This window comes from Bacillus sp. B1-WWTP-T-0.5-Post-4, from assembly GCF_009183795.1.
Lineage (GTDB): Bacteria > Bacillota > Bacilli > Bacillales > Bacillaceae_G > Bacillus_A > Bacillus_A cereus.
The window spans coordinates 1-21,302 of the sequence record NZ_WEIJ01000014.1 but is presented as its reverse complement, the minus strand read 5'-3'; the positions used below and the strand labels follow the sequence as shown (position 1 = coordinate 21,302).

Sequence of the window (21,302 nt, the reverse complement as noted above, 5' to 3'; positions counted from 1 at the left end):
AAACATGACAATTTATGTCATGTTAAAAAGAAAAAAGGTGATACATTTGTCAAAAGCTAAACGCTTATTAGATATTCTTATATTTGCTTCTGCCAAAAAGACATTTACAGCGCAAGAAATAGCTGATGAATTTAATATCTCCGTTCGTACTGTCCATAGATACATTTTAGATTTAAGTGATATGGGGTTGCCCATTTACGCAGAACAAGGTCGTAACGGCGGCTATAAAGTATTAACGAATAGAGTAATTCCGCCTATTTTATTTACGGAAGAAGAAGCAGTCTCTATCTTTTTTGCTTTTCAATCTTTAAGTTACTATCGCGACTTACCTTTTAACACAGAAATCAATTCCGTTACACATAAACTGTATAGCTCCCTACAACATGATGCAAAAACGAAAGTTGATAAAATACGTTCTTACATCGCTTTTTGGAATCCTAAGCGCACAATTGATACACCTCTTTTAAACGAAGTGTTAACCGCGGCTATTGAAAATAAAAATTTACACTTTCAATACGAATCTAAATCGGGGTTAAAAACAAAACACGTTCATCCTATCGGTGTATATGCTCATGACGGGCTATGGTATTTACCGTCCTATGACTTCAGTAGAAAAAAAGTATTACTGTATCGCATCGATCGTATTCTTTCCATATTATCAACGGAAGAAAATGAGGATACATTCATGAATTTAGAAGAGTGGTTTGCCTCTAACTCTAACGTAGTACACATCCCTACTCAGTTACATGTTTTACTGACAACAGAAGGCGTACGCCAATGTAAAAGCGTCCCTTATCTTGAGGAATTCGTTATAATAAACGAGGATGGGACAGGATATATAAATTCAACAATTGATAAAGGAGAAATCAATTTTATTACCCCTTTATTTTATAGACTCGGAAAAGATGCAAAAGTTTTAGAACCGACAGAATTGATAGATGGTTTACGTATGCGTGCGAAAGAAGTTTTAAGTATGTATGAAGACTAAAAAGGCGTAAGAGAAATTCTCTTACGCCTTTTTAGTGTGCAGTATTTTCTCTATCTCTTCTTTTAACAACGTCTTTATTTCTTCCAAATTATGATTCTTCTTTTCTCCCGGCTTTACCGTATAAAACTCAGCAAATGAACGCTCTTTATATCTCGGTACAACATGCATATGATAGTGCGTAAGTTCATTAAAGATTCCACCATTTTGACAAATCGTAATTCCGTCAGGTTTATATAATACCTTAATCGCTTTTGCAATCAGCTTAGAAGCATCCATAATGGATTTTGCTACAACATCATCTAATTCGTCTACTTCTACAACATGTTGCTTTGGCACAATTAAAGTATGTCCTGTATAGAAAGGTTCATGATCTAAAAAACATGTTACATAGTCATCTTCATATATTTTATATATTTTTTCCTCTTCGTTTGCTAATTTACAACCTAAACAGTCCACTACACTTTCCCCTCTTTCTAAAAACATAAAAACGTGAGAATACGGCTCTCACGTTTTTATGTTTCATTTTATTAGTTCAATTGTTTCCGTAACCTTTATACTATCTTTTACAGATTGAACAATCGTACAATTTTTCACTGCAAGCTGCAATGCTTTGTCCAACTGCTCTTCTGTAATGTTTTCCGCTTTAATTTTATAGTGCAAATGAACACTTTCAACTGGTTTGGATAAAGCTTCACTTCTACCAATTTCAGTTTCGATCGTAAACGTATCGTATGTAATACGTTTCTTTTCTAAAATTGTTCGAAAGACAATTGCACTACATCCTGCAATAGAAGAAATGAGTAATTGTAACGGTGAATACCCGTTTTCTTTTCCAATCGCTAATTGAGCGTACGATAAATCTGCCTTTATATCATCGTGTTTGATTGTTAGTTTCATTTGTTTTGTCCATCTCCACTTTCATCGGTTTCTGCTGTTTCTTACTCATATAATAATAATATATATAGCAGAAAATGATAAATGGAATACCGCAGTATAACGCCATTCTTTGTTCAGGAATAAACGCTAAACTAATAACAACGATGCTATTTGTAATTAAAGCTAAAATTGGAACAATCGGATATAGTGGTGTTCTATACTTTAAGTCCTCTAACTTTCCTCCGCCTTTTATATACTGACTTCTAAAGCGAAGTTGCGATAGAGCAATAATGATCCAACTTGAAACAGCCGATAAACCAGCTATCGATAATAAGTACATGTATACTGTATCTTCTGCAAGGAAACTTGTGAATAGGGATAATCCAGCTACCGCAATCGTTACGACTAGCGCTGTAATTGGAATACCACGCTTATTTACTTTCTGGAAGGAAGTTGGTGCCATTCCCTCATTTGCAAGTGACCATAGTATACGCGTCGCTGCATATAATCCAGAGTTCGCTACAGATAATAACGCAGTAATAATAACGAAGTTCATAATATCAGCTGCGTATGGAATACCAATTTTATCAAATACGACTACGAATGGACTTTCAATTACGCCTGCTTCTTTCCAAGAAATTAATCCTACTAAAATCGTCATTGTTAAAATGAAGAATAACATAATGCGCCATACTGTATTACGGATTGCACGTGGAATTGTTTTTTCTGGATTTTCACTTTCTCCCGCTGCAATTCCGATTAACTCTGTTCCTTGGAACGAGAAGTTAACTGTAATCATTGTAAGTAATACGGCAGCTAGTCCATTCGGGAAAAGTCCACCATCGCTTACAAAGTTAGAGAAAAGAGGTGCTGCTTCTTTTCCGTCATATGATATAAATCCTAATAATGCACTACCACCAAGCACAACAAATGCAAGAATTGTAATTACTTTAATACTAGAGAACCAAAATTCTAATTCAGCATAACTTTTCGCCGAAATTGCGTTTGAAGCATATAAAATAACGCCGAATACAAGGCACCATACCCAAACATCAACATTTGGAAACCATCTTTTCATCATTAAACCGATTGACGTTAATTCTAGACCCACTGTTACTGCCCAGCCGAGCCAGTATAACCAGCCAATCATAAAGCCCGTTCCTGGTCCAATAAACTTCGTCGCATACTTTTGGAAAGAACCTGAAACCGGCATCGCTACCGTTAACTCTCCAAGACAAAGCATTGTTAAATACATAATAAATCCGCCTACTAAATATGAAAGGATGGCTCCCCCTGGTCCAGCCTGATTAATGGTGTAACCTGAACCTAAGAAAAAACCAGTTCCGATTACACCACCTAGTGCGATCATAAATAAATGTCTACTCTTCATCGTACGATGTAATTTCTCATTCGTTGGTTGCTGCATCTAAATCCTCCCCCTACCAATACCCCTATATCTTGTTAAAATTTTCTGATAATAAAAATATACACGAAAGCGATTACATTTTCTATATAAAATTAAAACTTTTCTGATAAAATAATATAAAAATCGAATTATTGCAAGATTTAGATTCTATTTAGAGGAAAATAAGGAGAAACAAGGAAAAAACCCTTACATATATTGTAAGAGTCAACGGAGTTCTAATCTTCTCGATAAAATTGATAAACTATAATTTACTATAAAGTACATACAAGCTACTACTATAAACGTCGGAATCATGTAATTCACATTTTGCCCGCTAATAATTTGAGCATTATGAATAAGCTCTGGTAGTGATATAACGACTGCTAGCGCTGTATCTTTCAGCAATGAAATAAACTGACTGACAAGTGGCGGGACCATTCTTCTTAATGCTTGTGGCAAAATAATATGCCACAGCGCTTGAACATACGTTAATCCGGAAGACCTCGCTGCTTCGATTTGCCCTTTTTCGATAGATAATAGACCACTTCGAACAATTTCAGATATCATTGCAGCTTCAAATATTGTTAAAGCAACAATTGTAGCTGTTATAATTTCTAATTTCAAGCCTGCTTCTGGAAGTGCAAAATACGTGAAAAATATAATTAACAGTAGTGGTAAGTTTCGAATCACTTCAACGATAATTCCTAATATTTGTGAGACGACAGGTATTTTCGTGTAGCGCAATATTCCTATTACACTACCGATAATAAAGCTAAGTACAATTGCTACGAGCGCTACCTCTAACGTTATAAGTAATCCTTTTAATAAAAATAGAATATGATCCCCTGTAATTGCTCCCTTAAAATCCATTTACACCGCCTCCTTTGCTAAGCGTTTTTCTAAATAACGCACTAGCATACTGAGCGGAATTGTTAATATTAAATAAAACATCCCGACAAATATATAAACATCAAACGTAACAAACGTCTTCGTTGAAATTAAATCTCCTTGATACATTAAATCAGCACCAGCAATAATTCCAAGTATTGAAGAGTTTTTAACTAAATTGAGAAACTGGTTTCCTAAAGGAGGAATTACAATTTTCATTGCTTGGGGTAAGACAACATAATACATCGCCTGCACATACGTTAGCCCTGAAGAGCGAGCAGCTTCCAGCTGCCCTTTCGCAACTGATAAAATACCAGCGCGAATTACTTCTGCAATAAAAGCTGCCGTATATACCGTAAGCGTAACTGTTCCTGCTACAAAACCATTTAAAGTAATTCCTATTACAGGTAAAGCAAAATAGAATATAAATGCAATTAATACAAGTGGAATATTTCTTACAAACTCCACAAAAGCTGATCCTATCCAATTTAAAATGCGAATAGGTGCAATACGCATTACTGCCAAAATTACTCCTAAAATAAAACTACCTATCAATGCAATTACACTAGACATAACTGTATATTTAAACCCTTCTAAATACATATCAATGTTATTCGTTAATATAGAAAAATCAGGCACATATTCTCCCCTCTTTCTTTACAAGAAGAGGATGAGTACTCTCATCCTCTCACTTTTACTATCTACTTTTCTGGTTTTTGTCCAATCCACTTCTCATATAATTTGTCATACTCCCCACTTACTTTCATGTCTTTAATTAAAGTATTAATCTCTTTCGTTAAATCATCTGCCCCTTTTTGCACTGCAATTCCATACGGTTCATCTGTGAAAATTTTTCCTACTACTTCATAATTAGAATCTTGTTTTGCCATTCCGTAAAGGATCGCATTATCTGTCGTTAACACATCACCTTTACCTGCCTTTAACGCTGTAAATGCCTCACTATAATTTTCAAACTCTAATACAGTCGCTTCTGGTGACTTTTGACGAATGTTATTTGTAGATGTTGATCCTTTTACAGCTAATACTTTAACGCCTTGTTTTATATCATCGACGCTCTTAATATTGCTTCCTTTTTTCACAAGTAACGATTGTCCTGCTTTAAAATATACATCTGAAAAATCCACTTCTTTTTTGCGTTCTTCCGTAATTGTCATTGTTGCAATAATTGCATCAATATCACCATTTTTCAGCATTGGAATACGTGTTTTAGACGTTACTTCTTTCAGCTCTAGCTTCTTTTCATCTCCAAGAATCTTTTTCGCCAGTGCCTTCGCGACATCAACATCGAATCCTTCTACCTGCCCTGTTGAAGGATTTTTTAATCCAAATAAATTCGTATCATTCTTCACCCCAACTACTAATTTCCCTCGTTTCTTAATTTGCTCAACAGCCCCGCCTTGCTTCGTATTTGTTTCCTTTGCCTCATCTTTCTTACTTCCGCATCCAGCAACAACAAGCACGAATAAACATGAAAATACGATTAAAGTAAATAACTTTTTCATTTTAAGCATGAAATTCCTCCTCTAATGATTTAGCACCCGACTTAAAAATAAACGAGCTCTTTCTTGTTCAGGGTTTGCAAAAAAGTTCGCCGGTGTTGTATCTTCAATAATTTGACCATCATCCATAAATAAGATCCTATCTGCTACCTCTCTAGCAAATCCCATTTCATGCGTGACAACGACCATTGTCATCCCTTCTTTAGCCAGTGCTTTCATAACATCAAGTACCTCTCCAATCATCTCTGGATCAAGAGCAGACGTAGGCTCATCGAATAGCATAATTTCCGGCTGCATTGCAAGTCCTCTAGCAATTGCCACCCGTTGCTGTTGTCCTCCGGATAATTGATGCGGATATACGTTAGCCTTCTCCGGGATTCCTACTTTCTCTAAATAAAACATTGCTGTTTTCTCTGCTTCTTCTTTGGAAACTTTATTTACTTTAATCGGTGCTAATGTAATATTTTGAAGAACCGTTTTATGTGGATATAAATAAAAATGTTGAAAGACCATCCCAATATTTCGCCGCAATTCATTCATGTCCGTTTTTTTATTGTGTACCTCTGTATTTTGTACAATTAATTCTCCATCTGTAATTGCCTCTAATTGATTTATACATCGAAGCAATGTACTTTTTCCTGATCCTGAAGGCCCGACAACTACTACCACTTCCCCTTTTTTCACTTGCACATTAATATTTTTCAAAACTTGAAAGTTACCATAATATTTATTTACATTACGAAATTCTATCAACATACTCCCCCTTCCCCTAACAATGCATGTACATTCTTTTTATATTCAAAAATAGTCCCAAAAATAACTTTTAGCTTCAATTTGTCCATAAAAAAAAGCAAAGGGTTTCCCCTTTGCTTCTTCATTTCTATTCTGTTAAGATACTTCTTCTTTCTTATCTTTCCCGTATTCATGCTCCCAAAAATCAGCATTTTTAATTCCTAATGGCCCTGGATCGAATACTGGATCTTTTCCTTCTTTTTTCTGTTTTTCATAATCCTTTAATGCGACTAATGCAGGTTTTTGTAATAGTAAAATCGCAATGATATTTACCCATGCCATAATTCCTACCCCAATGTCGCCTAAAGCCCAAGCTGTTGCTGCTGTTTTTATACAGCCATAGAATACAGCTCCTAAAAATACAAACTTTAGTACCATAGACATCCAAGGACGGTCTTTATCACGATTTAAGTATGCAATATTCGTTTCTGCAATGTAGTAATACGCCATAATTGTTGTAAACGCGAAGAATAATAACGAGATTGCAACGAAACCGTTTCCAAATCCAGGAAAAACAGATTCTACCGCCGCCTGTGTATATCCTGGTCCTGGCTGAGCACCATTTAGTTTATTAACGATAAAGTTTTTTCCGCTTGCATCAAATACGTTATACATGCCTGTAATAATCATCATAAATGCTGTTGCTGAACAAACAAATAATGTATCAATGTAAACGGAAAATGCTTGCACTAAACCTTGCTTAGCTGGATGTGATACTTCGGCTGCTGCTGCTGCGTGTGGTCCAGTCCCTTGTCCTGCTTCATTGGAATAAATACCACGTTTTACCCCCCAAGAGATTGCTAAACCGATAATACCACCGAAAGCAGCTTCTAATGCAAATGCACTTCTTATAATTAACATAAATGCTTCTGGCAATTTTTCAATATTCATAGCAACAATGACGCAAGCTACTAAAATATAGCCTATTGCCATAAACGGTACGACAACTTGCGCTACGTTAACAATTCGCTTTACTCCACCGAAAATGATAAGAGCTAATACGACAACTAATATAGCCCCTGATGCGGTAGTATTAATACCAAAAGCAGTTTCTAAACTTACAGCAATACTATTTGCTTGCACACCTGGTAGTAAAAGCCCCGTTGCAAGAATTGTCGCTGCAACGAATACTAAAGCATACCATTTCACACCTAAACCTTTTTCAATGTAATAAGCAGGTCCACCACGAAATTGTCCTTGATGTTTCGTCTTATATATTTGCGCGAGTGTTGATTCTACATAAGCTGATCCTGCTCCTAAAAAGGCTACTGCCCACATCCAAAATACAGCTCCTGGTCCACCGAATGCAACGGCTGTTGCTACCCCAGCGATATTTCCTGTTCCAACACGTCCTGATAACGAAAGTGCTAACGCTTGGAATGAAGAAACACCAGCCTCTGATTTTTCTCCTTGAAATGTCAGCTTCACCATTTCTCCTACGTGCCTTACTTGTAAAAACTTCGTTCGAATAGAAAAATATAAACCTACTCCTAAACATAAATAAACAAGTGCTGGACTCCAAACAATATTATTTAACCAATTTACGAAAGTTTCCAACATTCCCCCTCCTTTTTTATAAAGAATATTCAGAATATATATAAAATTATAAGTGCATACCGAATCTAGGACAATATTATTTTAATAAAGTAAACATATTTTTGTATAAAAAAACAAAGTATATATTTGTTTTATATACTTTGTTTTGAACTAAATGTATTATATATTCACAATTGCTTCTCTTTTAATAATTCTTTCGTATAGCTCTTCTGATAATTTCAAGAAGTTATCAGGCATATCTTTCCCTTTAAACTTCTTTTGAAGCGTTCCATATAAACCTATATCACGTAAACGTAAAAATAGTGGTAACGATTCATACCAACTATCCGCCAGCCTGTGCTCATACTCATATCCTTTTCGTAACACTTGTAACTGTTTACGAGCAAAATCTGTCTTCTCTTCTGCTGTCCACGGTGTAAATAGAACAGAGTAGTATAAAACCATCGCTAAATCATGTATAAAGTAATTATAAGCAGCATCATCAAAATCAAAGATTGTTAGCTCTTTACCATCATAATGAAAATTACCTTGATGAATATCACCGTGCATAAGACCGAACGTTTCTCTTTCAACTGGAAGAGCCTTAATTTCATCCATTAATACCGCTGCAATCTCTTTCACTTGACCATCTTCTAATTCATTAACAATTCCACTTTCGTCTTCTTCCCACGTATCACGGTAGTCTGTTTTAGGATAATCCATTGTAAGGCGATGCAGTTGCCCAATCGCTTTTCCCCACGCTTCAAAATAAGCATCTCCCCAATAAGGCGATTCTGCTCCTTTTACTTGCTCACCTTTTGCATATATAAATAAAGAAGCGAAAAAGAAAGTCCCATCCTCTGCTACGATTTCTTCTACGAGATTTCGAGACGTTGAATAAAGAGGTCCTGCTACCTTTGCCCCATTCTCCGCAACATATCGTAAAAAATCTAGTTCAGCCTCTACCTCTTGTTTAGAACGATGAGAAGAATGTGTTAAACGTAATACGTAATCTTCATCATTATCACCCTTCGCCTTAAAAATATAATTCTCAAAATCTCCAAGTGGCTTTTCTTCTACTGTTACATGAAACAAATTCGCTGCTCTTTTTAAAATCTCTTTCGTAAAAACACGTTCTACAGCTATTTCCATATATATCCCTCCTATATATCTTCTTAATTCGACACAAATGTTAGAAGTACTGCTATGAAATTGAATAATGCACAAAAGACAATGTAACGTAACCTTCAACCCTCTTTTAAAAAAATAATTCAAGCATAAATTTCTCACAAACGACAAAAATTAACAGAAACAATTGCACTTTAAAAGAGGTGGAAATTATGACAGAGAAAAAAGAACAACAAGAGAGTAAAAAACAAAAGCATATGTTTCCATCACTTCCGGAGAACATTAGTTACATTGAAAATAAACTTTCTCATTCTGATGATATAAAAAAATTAGATCTCCCTTTTCAAAACGGAAAAGGAATAATCTTATATATCGAATCTTTAGCAGACCCCAATTTAATCCATCAATTAGCTCTTGAGCCTTTATTAACTCGGTCGGATTTGTCTTTAGATAAAGCTTTTGCCACATTAAATATGAAAAAAGAAACAAATTTAAATTACGGTGTGCAACTTTTATTACAAGGAAAATCATTATATTTTCATGAACAAGTCGACAGTTTTTGTATTTTTGAAACAGCTTTATCTTTAAAGAGAGATATAGCTGAGCCTGATAATGAAGGCATTGTACGTGGACCACATACTGGTTTTGTAGAAGATTTAGCAACCAATTTAGCTTCCATTCGTAAACTCATAAAAAGTCCAAATATCGTCGTTAAATATTTCACACTTGGTGAAGAAATGCATACGAAAGTGGCAATTGCTTATATGCAAAACATAGCGAATGACGATTTAGTTACAGAAGTAAAAAGAAGGTTAGAAACGATTAAGACAGATGCACTTATGCCTCCGGGATATATACAAGAATTTATAGAGGATACATCTTTCTCACCATTTCCACAGCAATTAAATACAGAGCGTCCAGATAGAGTCGCAGCAAATTTAATGGAAGGACGAGTTGCTATTTTATCTGATGGAGACCCAACAGCGCTTATCGTTCCTGTTACGTTATTTGCCTTCTATCAATCACCAGACGATTATAATAACCGCTGGATTGTCGGTTCTTTCGTCCGAATGATTCGCTTAGTGAGTTTCTTGATTGCTTTTCTCTTACCAGCTATATATATCGCAACCGTAGCCTTTCATCCTGATGTATTGCCGCTTGAACTTGTGTATACAATTAAAGCTTCATTAGAGAAAGTACCACTTCCTCCTATTTTTGAAGCTCTCTTAATGGAGCTAATTTTCGAGTTATTACGGGAAGCTGGTATTCGTTTGCCAAGCAGAGTTGGACAAACAATCGGTATTGTAGGCGGTTTAGTAATTGGTGATGCAATTGTAAAAGCCGGACTTGTTTCTTATACGATGATTATCGTTGTAGCTTTAACTGCAATCTCATCTTTTCTCGTTCCATCAAACGATATGAGTTCAGCTGTTCGAATTCTTCGTTTTCCATTAATGCTCCTTGCTGCCATATTTGGATATGTAGGAATATCATTCGGTCTAATTATAACTTTCGTTCACCTATGTCAGCTTCATTCTTTTCATACACCATATCTTTCTCCTGTTGCACCAATGCGGATTAAAGATATGAAAGATTCTTTTGTAAGACTACCAATTTGGTCATTTTGGGAACGACCACATGATCCAAAACCGAAAAAAATGCAGCGCCAACATGTAACGAGAGAGGATGAGAACGGTGACAAACACGCAAAGTAAAATTTCGCTAGTTCAATTTACCTTTTTCGTTATTCAATGCCAAATTGGAGTGGGTATACTTTCCCTGCCTAACCGTCTTCACCCAATAGCAAAAGGTGGTGGATGGATTTCCGCGCTCATCGCCGGGCTTGCGATTCAGCTTATTATTTTACTAATGTGGCTTTTCTTAAAACGATTCCCTGATGCAGATATGTATGAAAGTGTTTGTATGCTATTTGGTAATAAGTTTGGAAAACTATTAGGCTTTGCTTATGTTTTTTATTTTACTCTTATCGGTATGACAGTTATGTTAAATGCTTGTAATGTCATTAAAGTGTGGGTTTTGCAAGCGACCCCTTGGTACGCAATTCTCTTACTATTTACGATAGCTTGCTGCTATATAGCCTATAATACATTTAAAGTCATCGTACGATTTTATGTCATGGCTTCTATTCTCATTTTGCCCATGGCTCTTTTAATTGCACTAGGGTTTTCACGAGCTGATTTTTCTTATATTTTTCCGATTACAGAAGCCGGCTGGTGGAATATAATTCAAGCATCCAAGGAAACAATTACAGCTATGTATGGTTTTGAAATCATTCTTATCGCTTTTCCAAAAGTAAATGGCAGTTCTGTCGCAAAACTGAAGGCCATTTCTATCGCTAATGGATTTGTAACACTTTTTTATACTTTTACTGTTTGGATTTGCTTTATCGTATTTAGTCCAAAACAAATCGAGCTTATTCCAGAACCAGTTGCTTACTTATTACGCTCCTTACATATCGGGATTATAGACCGGACTGATTTACTATTTATACCAATATGGATGATAACAGTTGTGGCTTCTATTGCTAGTTATTATTGCTCTGCTTCAATCGGAGTTGGGCATATATTCAATCTTGCTAATCATAAAAAAGCTGTTCCAATCGTCGGTATTATTGCTTTTAGTGTAGCCTTATTTATAGATACACCTGAAGAATTAAAAGTAATTTCAACTTTCACTGATAAGTTCACGTATATTTTCATCGTTGTCCTCCCTCTTTTATTTCTACTTTATTCAGTAATAAGAAATAAGAAAGGAGAACAGTATGTTCCAAAAAAGAGTTAAATTACTTTTTATATTATGTACTAGTTCCCTCCTTTCTGGCTGTTGGGATCAAGAACCATTAAGAGAAGCGAGATTAGCTTATAGTATTGGATCTGATATTACAGAAAAGAATAAACTCCAGCAAACAATTGAGCTCGTAAAAAGTTCAAGCGGCGAACAATCTTCATTCGAGAATGAAATACATTCAGCCACCGGGCATAACATAAGGGATACAAGCGATGCCCTAAAAAAAAATGTAACCGGAAATATTCGTTATTTTAAATATGGTGTTCAATTACTTGGAACCAAAATTCTAAAAAAAGGTATATTACCTTATTTAGATGTCAGCTTTCGGGACCCAACAAACCCAACTGCTTTAGTAAAACTTATTGCAGTAGATGGTGAAACATCCGAGATACTAGAAAAAAAGAAAGTAGGAAATTTACTAATTGGAGATTTTCTAAAGAAAAAAGTGAAAAGTTTAGAAGATATGAGTGTGTTTCCAAAAGAAACTTTAGAAACAGCTGCTACAAAAATGTTAGATCCCGGTAAAGACTTTACCCTCCCTTCTATAAAAATAAAAGGAAAAGAAGTGATTACAAACGGTCTAGCTTTATTTAATAATGATAAATTAACTGGGCATTTATCTTTGAAACAATCTGTTTTATTCGTATTATTAACTGGAAAAATGGGAACAAGTGCCCGTATAACCCAAAAGCTTACTAGCGATGAATCAGAGAAAACATCTGATTATTTAACAATGGAAATTAGCAATCGAAAGTTAAAACGCGACTTAAAAATAACAACAGATAAAAAAGGAAATGTTTATGCTCACATTAAGCTCCAACTAAAAGTTATAGCGCTTGAAGCTCCGAGAGATAATCTTTACAAAATGGATGAAAGAAAAAAACTAAATAAAGAATTGTCTAAACAACTTACGAAAGAAGCTAAAAAGATAACGAAAAAGTTACAAAAAGCAAACTGTGATGCTTTCGGTATCGGCAGACACCTTATCGCCTACCACCCTGACTTATGGAAGAAGAAAAATTGGAATAAAGATTATGCAAAAGTAAAATTCAAACCTGAGGTAGAGGTAAACATTTTGTATAGTGGTGTACTAAAATAAAAGGTTGTATGCCGCATAGGCATACAACCTTTTATTTCGTATATCGATACACAATTGATTCATATGGTCTTAAGTTAAGTTTTGCAATATCCTTGCTGGCATCTTTATAATTCGACAGTAGTACTTCTTGTTTCATTCCATCTAATTGAACGTGCGCTTGTACAGAGTACGTTATTTCTTCTCCATAGAAGTTATTGATAACAAGTAATACCTCATCATTTACAGTACGTGTATATGCCCAAATCTTAGGATGATTTTCATCCAAAATAGCATATTCTCCTTCTGTAAGAACATCATACGTTTTTCTAAGTTCTATTAACTTTTTATAATGATAAAATACGGACTCTTTATCTTCTAATGCCTTCTCTACGTTTATTTCTTTAAAGTTTTCAGCCACTGAAATCCAAGGTGTACTTGTTGTAAAGCCACTGTTCATCTCTTCATTCCACTGCATTGGAGTACGGGAGTTGTCACGAGATTTTTGCTTTAAAATCCCTATAATCTCTTCTTTTGATAGCCCTTCTTTTAGCTTTATATCGTATATATTTAACGATTCCACATCACGATATTGCTCGATGGACTCAAATTTAGGATTCGTCATACCGATTTCTTCCCCTTGATAAATATAAGGCGTTCCTTGCAGCATGTGCATGGCTGTCGCTAACATTTTTGCAGATTCGTTTCGGTACTTTCCATCATCACCAAAGCGTGACACGATGCGAGGCTGATCATGATTACACCAAAATAACGCATTCCATCCTCCGCCCTTTTGCATTTCAATTTGCCAGCTAGACATAATCTCTTTTAATTTAATAAAATCAAACTCTGCTTTCGTCCACTTATCACCATTCGGATAATCTACTTTTAAATGATGGAAACTAAACGTCATGCTTAATTCATTACGCTCAGGATTAGAATATTTAATACAATTATCAATTGTCGTAGATGACATTTCTCCAACTGTAATGACATCTTTTCCTGCAAAAACATTTCGGTTCATCTCTTGTAAATATTCATGAACACGCGGACCATCTGTATAATACTTGCGTCCATCACTTGTCGCAGTACTACCTTCATCGTTTAAGAAACATTGGTCTTTTGAAATTAAGTTAATGACATCTAATCGGAATCCTGTTACTCCTTTATCCAGCCAAAAACGCATCATATCATATACTTCTTCACGAAGTTTTTCATTTTCCCAATTTAAATCAGCTTGTGTTTCATCAAATAAATGTAAATAATATTGCTCCGTCTTCTCATCATATTTCCAAGCAGATCCACCAAACTTAGACTGCCAATTATTTTTTTCATCACGCCAAATATAGTAATTACGATATGGACTATTTTTATCTTCCTTCGCTTCTTTAAACCACTTATGTTCAGTCGAACTATGATTTACAACAATATCAAGCATAATCTCAATGTTACGTACTTTCGCTTCTGCTAAAAGTTCTTCAAACTCTTCCATCGTTCCGTAAGATGGATCAATGCTGTAGTAATCACTTACATCATATCCATTATCATTTTGTGGTGATTGGTATATCGGTGTTAACCATATATAATCCACTCCGAGTTCTTTTAAATAATCTAGTTTCTCTGTAACACCTTTTATATCCCCGGTTTCTCTATTGTAATAACTATTAAAGCTCTTCGGATAAATTTGATAGACTACACTTTTATGCCAATCCTTCATGTTTAACTTCCTCCTACTTCTGTTTGACTCTTTTTGCAAATAACCATGTTAAAGTAAACGGGATTACAACTGCAATAATCATTCCTACAATAAACATTGGAATCGATTTCGGAATGATAGAAATAAATGCTGGCAATCCGCCAATTCCGATAGCAGGCGCTAATACACCATTTAATGTAATGAATATCGCTGCCACAGCAGACCCTATAATCGCTGCATAGAACGGGAACTTATTTCGTAAATTCACCCCAAACATCGCTGGTTCTGTAATACCGAAGTATGCTGAAATGGCTGATGTTGATGCCATACTTTTATCATTTTGATTTTTAGAAATCCAGAACATCGCAAGTGCCGCACTACCTTGCGCAATGTTAGAAAGAGCGATCATCGGCCAAATAAATGTCCCGCCATGTTGTGCAATCAATTGTAAATCAATTGCAATAAACATATGATGCATACCTGTAATTACAAGCGGTGCATATAACGCTCCAAATAATACTGCTCCAACTACTGGTACTGTTTCATATACACCTACTAATCCTACTGTTAATAAATCTCCAATATGACGTGTAACCGGACCGATAATTCCTAGTGCTAACACACCTGTCACAACGATTGTTGTAATTGGTACAACTAATAATTGAATTGCATTTGGTACATGTTTCTTTAAGAAAATTTCCACTTTACTTAATACAAATGCTGCTACTAAAACGGGTAAAATTTGTCCTTGATATCCTACCTTCTCAATTTGGAATAGTCCTAAAATATTGAAGTACTCAATCTTTTGACCCTCTAAACCAGTCGCTGCTTTTCCATAGTCCCAAGCGTTTAATAAGGCCGGGTGCACAAGCATTAATCCCATAACAATCCCTAGTATTGGACTACCACCAAAACGCTTCGTTGCTGACCAACCGACAAGTGCTGGTAAGAATACGAATGCTGTATTGGCCATCATATTAATTAAATCCCAAAGCCCGCCTAAGTTCGGATAAACATCTAATAAATTTTTCCCATCAAAAAATAAGTCCTTTGCGCCTAATAGATTGTTAATACCCATTAGTAAACCAGCTGTTACGATCGCTGGTAATATCGGCATAAATACATCCGAAAATATTTTCACAAACTTTTGAGCTGGATTTAACTTCTGATTTCCAGAGTCTTTTACGTCCGCTACAGTCGATTCTTTCATACCTGCAAGCGTTATCAATTCAGCGTAAACACGATCTACATCCCCTGGACCAATTACAATTTGAAATATACCAGCGTTATGAAACGCTCCTTTCACTAATGAAACAGACTGTAATTTATCATTATCTATTTTACTTTCATCTTTTAAAGCGATACGGAGCCTCGTCACACAATGTGCAGCTTGTTCAATATTGTCTTTCCCACCAATATACTGCAACACTTCCTCTGCTGTTTTACGATAGTCTTTCCCCATATTCCCGTCCCTCTTTTCTTTTTTTGATACCGTTTACAATTACATATTAACTCGTATATATAAGTTAGTCAACACTCGTATATACGAGTGTGTGTTTTTTTTATAAAAAAAAGAGATGAAACAATATTTTGTTCCACCTCTTTACTTCCTGCGCGCCACATCCGAAAAGTGAAAAATATCTAAACGGTGGCGTGATTCTGTATATTCAAACTGACTTCCATCATACAAATGTGTAAAGTTTTTCACAACGACAACATAGTCTGTTCCATTTAAATCTAAATACTTTCTGTCATCCTCTGTACATGGCTGTACTTCTATTACTCTCTGCGAATAACTAATATGTAGCCCAAGCTCTTTCTCGATGTATTTATAAATCGATGCAGTTGCAATTTCTTTCGTTAATCCTGGAATAAACTCAGATACAAAATGATTTATATCTAAAATTACTTTTTCTCCATCAATATTTCGTACACGTTTAATATGGTCAATCTCTGTTTTTTCTTTTACATTTAATAATTTCGCAATGTCTTTTGTGGCTTTTTCTTTGTCCATTTCCACAACTTCCGTAATACAATGACGTCCTAAACGTTCATTTTCTTCTTGGAAACTTACAATACCGCCAAAATTAAATTCAATATTTTTTCGCTTTAAAACAAAAACACCTTTCCCATGAATTTTTTGCACATATCCACGCTCTTGCAGTAAATCTACAGCTTTTCTTACGGTGCCTCGGCTTGCCTCATACTGCTTCATTAATTCTGTTTCTGATGGGATTTTGCATCCCTCTTTTAATTGTTTATTATCAATAGATTTACTGATTTCTGTATAAATTTGTTCATACTTACTCATCATCTACAATAGCCCCTTGTCACCTTCTAATTCTATATGTATTATAACATGCTTCACTCTTCTGCCAATCTCTCACTTATTTTCCAGTACAAGAAAAATATAGGTAAATATTTAATCTTTAAAACGTATTTTTATAAAAATTTTTATATTTTTCTTTTCATTCAAAAAAACATGTAGTATACTAACTTCAAAATCAGAGGAGAAAGGGAGCAAAGAACTATGCTTACTTATACAACAACTGTAGTTACATTTGCACAAAAACATCATCATCATACGTAACCCTTGAAACCTAGCGGAAAAATTACGCGTAGGTACAAGGGTTATTCCCGTTGTACCTACGCTTTGGCGAAAGAGCCATGTAGGTATTTTTTTATCTACATGGCTCTTTTTTTATTGTCAAAAAGCTAGTAAAAAATGATGTTTAAGCAAAACTTACTACAAAGGAGTTAACAAAAATGGAAACGAAAAAATGGGGATTATGGGTTTTAACAGCATTTGTTATCGGGAATATGGTTGGCGGTGGCGTATTTATGCTTCCAGCAAATTTAGCACAAGTATCAGGGCCAATGGGTTCTACACTCGCATGGAGTATTACAGGCCTTGGCGTATTTATGATTGCACTTGTATTTGGAAATTTAGCGATTCGGAAACCAGAATTAAAAGCTGGACCACAAAGCTATGCTCAAGCGATGTTTCCTTCAAAAAAAGCTGGTAAAGTTGCAGGATATAGTATGGCATGGGGATATTGGGCTGCTAACTGGGCTGCAACAGCATCTGTTATTATTTCCTTTGCTGGATATTTATCAACATTCTTTCCAGTTTTACAAAGTAAGCAAATTCTTTTTTCAATAAATGGATTTTCACTGGAACTCGGAAAAGGATTAACTTTCCTCGTATGTAGCCTTATGCTGTGGGGAATTCAATATATTCTTTCTCAAAATATTGATCGAGCTGGAAACATGAATCTACTTGCTACCATTGCAAAAATTATCGGATTTACAATGTTTATTGTAATTACATTATTCATTTTCAACGCCTCTAATTTCGGAGACGGTCAAACCTTTATGAATGAAGCAGGACAATCAATCTCATTAGGTGGACAAATCAATTCAGCTGCTATTGCAACACTCTGGGCATTTATCGGTATTGAATCAGCAGTTATGCTTTCTAATCGTGCAAAATCACAGCGCGATGTAAAAAAAGCTACGATTTTCGGATTAATTATCGCTCTTCTTATTTACATGTCAATTACTTTACTTACAATGGGAGCTCTTCCGCAAGATGCTTTAAAAGAGTCTCAAAAACCATTAGTAGACGCATTAAATTTAGCAATTGGAAATAAAGGTGCATATATAATGGCTTTACTCGCTCTTATATCTTTATTTGGATCTACAGTTGGCTGGATTGTTGTTAGTTCAGAAGTACCTTACCAGGCAGCAAAAAATGGACTTTTCCCTAAGTTTTTCGGGAAAACAAATAAAAAAGGTAGTCCTTCAAAATCACTATTGATTACAAATGTAATGACGCAAATTTTCTTATTTTCAACGATTTCTGGTACTGTTTCAGAAGCGTATAGTTTCGCTATCGTCGTAGCAACATTAGCCTATTTAATTCCATACCTTGTTTCTACCTTGTACCAATTAAAATTAGTTATTACAGGAGAAACGTATGATATACTGCCAGGATCTCGAGTAAAAGATGGAATCATTACGACATTAGCGTTGATATACTCCATTTGGGTTATCAAAACGGGAACTGCTGATTTAAAAACATTCTTCTTAGGAATTGGATTGTTCGTATTAGGTCTTATTCTTTATCCAGTACTAATGAAAGACTCACAAAAAACGGATTAAATAAAGAGAAGCTGCTGGCTTCTCTTTTTTATTAAAAATCTGTAATTAACTTTTCTTTTAGCTCTCCTACAGATAAAGGTTTCGCATAATAAAATCCCTGTACATAATCACAGCTCATTGATTGTAACAAACTCTCTTGCTCTACTGTTTCTACTCCTTCAGCAACTACTGCTAAATTTAAACTATGAGCAATTTCAATAACGGATTTTACAATCGTTCGTTCTGGTTGTGCGTGATCATAATGAAATTCACGAATAAAATTACGATCAATTTTTACAATATCCAGTGGTAGTTGTTTTAAATAATATAAGGAAGAATAGCCAGTCCCGAAATCATCCAAAGCAATTAAAACACCCATATTTCTTAATTCTTGTAATGTAGCAATAATATAATCAAAATGACGGACTGCAATGCTTTCCGTTATTTCTAATATTAAACGGTTCGGAGGAAAGCCAGTTCTCTTTAAAATGCTACGTACTGATAAAATAAAACGTTTCTGCATTAATTGTTGTATAGATAAATTCACAGATAACTTTAGTCCTTCTTGATAATTCGGCAATGTTTTAAACAAGCGACATGATTTTTCTAATACCCAGTCTCCTAGTTTTATAATAAGTCCAGACTCTTCAGCTACAGGGATAAATTCGCTTGGTGAAATAGGTCCGTCTTCTGTCATACAACGTACTAGAGCTTCTATACCAGAATATCTCTTCGTTTTCAAATCAATAATAGGCTGCAATGCTACATCTAACTCTTCATCACGAATTGCCTTTTGCAAAGCAAACTCAACTTTCATTCTACGATTTATTTTCGCGCGTAGCTCATCTGTAAAGAAACACGCAGCGTTTCTCCCCTGTTCTTTTGCACTATACATAGCTAAGTCAGAGTTTTTCAATAACGTTTCCACATCTTGTCCGTCTTGTGGATAAGAACAAAGTCCCAGACTAGCTGAAATGTATACTTCATGGCCTTCCAGCATAAATGGTGCCTGAAAACATGACAACACAGATGTCGCTAACTGACTCATATCATCTTGTCTATGATTTTTTGTTAACAGCACAAATTCGTCGCCACCTAGCCTAGCCAGAACATCTTTCTCTCCTAGTACATAATGCAACCTTGAAGCAACTTCACTTAAAAGTAAATCCCCTATCATATGACCTAATGTATCATTTACTAATTTAAAACGGTCCAAATCAAAGTAAATCATACCAAATTCTTTTTTATCTGCAATCAATTCGTTAACGGTCGTTATTAATTGTAAACGGTTAGGCAAACTCGTTAAAGCATCATGATAGGCAAGTTCCCTATAACGACTTTCACTTAGCCGCAATCTATGTTCCGCTTCTTTTCTACTACTAATATCATTTCGAATTGCGATAAATTGGTATGGCTCTCCTTTTTCATTTAAAAATGGAACAATTGTTGTTTTGACCCAATAATATGTACCATCTTTTGCTCGATTCCGAATCTCACCTGTCCATACTTTCCCATTCAAAATACGCTTCCATAAGTCTTGAAAAAAGGTTTTTGGATGATGTCCTGAATTTAAAATACGGTGATCTTTCCCAATTAATTCTTCTCTTTTGTATTTAGAGATTTCACAAAATTTATCATTTACATATGTAATAAGACCTTTTCGATCTGTAATTGCAACAATTGAAGACTCATCTAATGCTAACTTTAAATCTCGCAATGAAGAGTCATATAATGCATGACCTCTCTGTTCTAGCATGCGCATCTCTCCTTGCTTCTATCTGACTAAAACACAACCTGTTTCTCTTCATAGAAATAGAGATATTTCATTTTCTAATACTAGCCCATTACATAAATTATCTTTTTGAATAGACCGATTAAAATAACATAATATTATTTGTAATAAAAAGCAATATTATACCGTTCTAATTATAAATAGTAGCTTCTCATCTCCCTAATTATTTCGCGCCTTATTATACTGCAATCCCTTTAAGTGTCTCTATGCAAGCCTTGTTTCCAACTAATACCACTCACATCTGATCTCTTTGTTTTTAATAACGAAATAGAAATTAGAGCATACTACATAACTATTCACGAATAATAATATAAAACTCTACATCAATGTATATGTTTTTGAATTACAATAACAAAATATTAACATATTTTCACCTTAATTTTGGAAGTATTTTATAAATAAATACCGTATTAAACTAAAAAAGAGGATAGCCTCTTTTTTAGTTTAATACGAATATGGTATTTGCTGATAACCTGGGTATGGCATTGGATACGTTACAGGGTATGGTGATGGATAAGCTACTGGATATGGAGCGGGATAATACCCTCCACTTGTTGCACCTGTTAATGCACCAGCTGTCAGTCCGCCTAACACTCCTCCTGCAAAGCTTCCAGGGAAAAATCCGCCTCCCCATGAACTACCACCACCCCAGCCC

The 21,302-nt window shown here is 35.1% G+C and carries 18 protein-coding genes and 1 pseudogene; 5 read left to right on the top strand and 14 right to left on the bottom strand.

The features are described 5' to 3' along the window. Nucleotides 1-4: 4 nt before the first annotated feature. Entirely contained in the window at nucleotides 5-988 is a 984-nt protein-coding gene (locus GBN91_RS25830; RefSeq protein ID WP_171009799.1) for a helix-turn-helix transcriptional regulator, read from the top strand. Between the two features lie 21 nt (nucleotides 989-1,009). Here the strand turns inward: GBN91_RS25830 and GBN91_RS25825 are convergent, their stop codons facing one another. The 9 genes from GBN91_RS25825 to GBN91_RS25780 all read right to left on the bottom strand — a co-directional run bounded on the left by GBN91_RS25825 (nucleotide 1,010) and on the right by GBN91_RS25780 (nucleotide 9,157). Continuing rightward, nucleotides 1,010-1,471 (bottom strand): HIT family protein, encoded by a 462-nt coding sequence (locus GBN91_RS25825; protein WP_102956308.1) that lies wholly within the window; start codon nucleotides 1,469-1,471, stop codon nucleotides 1,010-1,012. Between the two features lie 36 nt (nucleotides 1,472-1,507). Beyond that, a complete protein-coding gene (locus GBN91_RS25820; RefSeq protein ID WP_071739123.1) occupies nucleotides 1,508-1,885 on the bottom strand; it encodes an OsmC family protein in 378 nt (125 codons plus the stop codon). Continuing rightward, nucleotides 1,860-3,290 (bottom strand): amino acid permease, encoded by a 1,431-nt coding sequence (locus tag GBN91_RS25815; protein WP_001187099.1) that lies wholly within the window; start codon nucleotides 3,288-3,290, stop codon nucleotides 1,860-1,862. Before GBN91_RS25815 ends, GBN91_RS25820 begins: the two co-directional genes overlap by 26 nt. A gap of 204 nt (nucleotides 3,291-3,494) precedes the next feature. Further along, the gene (locus GBN91_RS25810) at nucleotides 3,495-4,139 is read right to left on the bottom strand and encodes an amino acid ABC transporter permease (protein WP_000345978.1); all 645 of its coding nucleotides are present in this window, start codon (nucleotides 4,137-4,139) and stop codon (nucleotides 3,495-3,497) included. After that, a complete protein-coding gene (locus tag GBN91_RS25805) occupies nucleotides 4,140-4,796 on the bottom strand; it encodes an amino acid ABC transporter permease (RefSeq protein WP_016121835.1) in 657 nt (218 codons plus the stop codon). A gap of 62 nt (nucleotides 4,797-4,858) precedes the next feature. After that, entirely contained in the window at nucleotides 4,859-5,689 is an 831-nt protein-coding gene (gene glnH, locus GBN91_RS25800) for a glutamine ABC transporter substrate-binding protein GlnH (RefSeq protein WP_102956306.1), read from the bottom strand. Between the two features lie 12 nt (nucleotides 5,690-5,701). Continuing rightward, nucleotides 5,702-6,433, bottom strand: a complete 732-nt coding sequence (locus GBN91_RS25795; RefSeq protein ID WP_006917993.1) for an amino acid ABC transporter ATP-binding protein — start codon at nucleotides 6,431-6,433, stop codon at nucleotides 5,702-5,704. A 132-nt stretch (nucleotides 6,434-6,565) separates the two neighbouring features. After that, nucleotides 6,566-8,026, bottom strand: a complete 1,461-nt coding sequence (locus GBN91_RS25785) for an alanine/glycine:cation symporter family protein (protein WP_000447396.1) — start codon at nucleotides 8,024-8,026, stop codon at nucleotides 6,566-6,568. A gap of 159 nt (nucleotides 8,027-8,185) precedes the next feature. Further along, complete coding sequence (locus GBN91_RS25780) at nucleotides 8,186-9,157, bottom strand: phosphotransferase enzyme family protein (protein ID WP_000401644.1); 972 nt, start codon at nucleotides 9,155-9,157, stop codon at nucleotides 8,186-8,188. Between the two features lie 188 nt (nucleotides 9,158-9,345). On the opposite strand from GBN91_RS25780, the gene gerKA reads away from it, so the two are divergent. Genes gerKA through gerKC form a run of 3 tightly spaced genes read left to right on the top strand, consistent with a single transcriptional unit; the run spans nucleotide 9,346 to nucleotide 13,040 of the window. After that, a complete protein-coding gene (gerKA, locus tag GBN91_RS25775; RefSeq protein ID WP_102956304.1) occupies nucleotides 9,346-10,848 on the top strand; it encodes a spore germination protein GerKA in 1,503 nt (500 codons plus the stop codon). Further along, complete coding sequence (locus GBN91_RS25770; RefSeq protein WP_152122648.1) at nucleotides 10,829-11,935, top strand: GerAB/ArcD/ProY family transporter; 1,107 nt, start codon at nucleotides 10,829-10,831, stop codon at nucleotides 11,933-11,935. The genes gerKA and GBN91_RS25770 overlap by 20 nt, the downstream gene beginning before the upstream one ends. Then, nucleotides 11,916-13,040 carry a spore germination protein GerKC gene (gene gerKC / locus GBN91_RS25765; RefSeq protein WP_102956300.1) on the top strand — a complete coding sequence of 375 codons (1,125 nt, stop codon included), beginning with the start codon at nucleotides 11,916-11,918 and terminating at the stop codon, nucleotides 13,038-13,040. The genes GBN91_RS25770 and gerKC overlap by 20 nt, the downstream gene beginning before the upstream one ends. 31 nt (nucleotides 13,041-13,071) lie before the next feature. Here gerKC and treC read toward each other — a convergent pair whose 3' ends face one another. The 3 genes from treC to treR form a co-directional block, all read right to left on the bottom strand. Then, on the bottom strand, nucleotides 13,072-14,733 hold the full coding sequence (treC, locus tag GBN91_RS25760) for an alpha,alpha-phosphotrehalase (protein ID WP_061113572.1): 1,662 nt from the start codon (nucleotides 14,731-14,733) through the stop codon (nucleotides 13,072-13,074). 13 nt (nucleotides 14,734-14,746) lie between these two features. Further along, nucleotides 14,747-16,174 carry a PTS system trehalose-specific EIIBC component gene (treP, locus tag GBN91_RS25755; protein ID WP_000513935.1) on the bottom strand — a complete coding sequence of 476 codons (1,428 nt, stop codon included), beginning with the start codon at nucleotides 16,172-16,174 and terminating at the stop codon, nucleotides 14,747-14,749. A 141-nt stretch (nucleotides 16,175-16,315) separates the two neighbouring features. After that, nucleotides 16,316-17,026 carry a trehalose operon repressor gene (treR, locus tag GBN91_RS25750; RefSeq protein ID WP_000987240.1) on the bottom strand — a complete coding sequence of 237 codons (711 nt, stop codon included), beginning with the start codon at nucleotides 17,024-17,026 and terminating at the stop codon, nucleotides 16,316-16,318. A 452-nt stretch (nucleotides 17,027-17,478) separates the two neighbouring features. On the opposite strand from treR, the gene GBN91_RS25745 reads away from it, so the two are divergent. Further along, a complete protein-coding gene (locus tag GBN91_RS25745; RefSeq protein WP_000448447.1) occupies nucleotides 17,479-18,876 on the top strand; it encodes an amino acid permease in 1,398 nt (465 codons plus the stop codon). A 31-nt stretch (nucleotides 18,877-18,907) separates the two neighbouring features. Here the strand turns inward: GBN91_RS25745 and GBN91_RS25740 are convergent, their stop codons facing one another. Next, complete coding sequence (locus tag GBN91_RS25740) at nucleotides 18,908-20,611, bottom strand: putative bifunctional diguanylate cyclase/phosphodiesterase (RefSeq protein WP_000893345.1); 1,704 nt, start codon at nucleotides 20,609-20,611, stop codon at nucleotides 18,908-18,910. Nucleotides 20,612-21,091: 480 nt separating this feature from the next. Next, nucleotides 21,092-21,302: pseudogene (locus GBN91_RS25735) on the bottom strand (cobalt transporter); the annotation flags it as partial.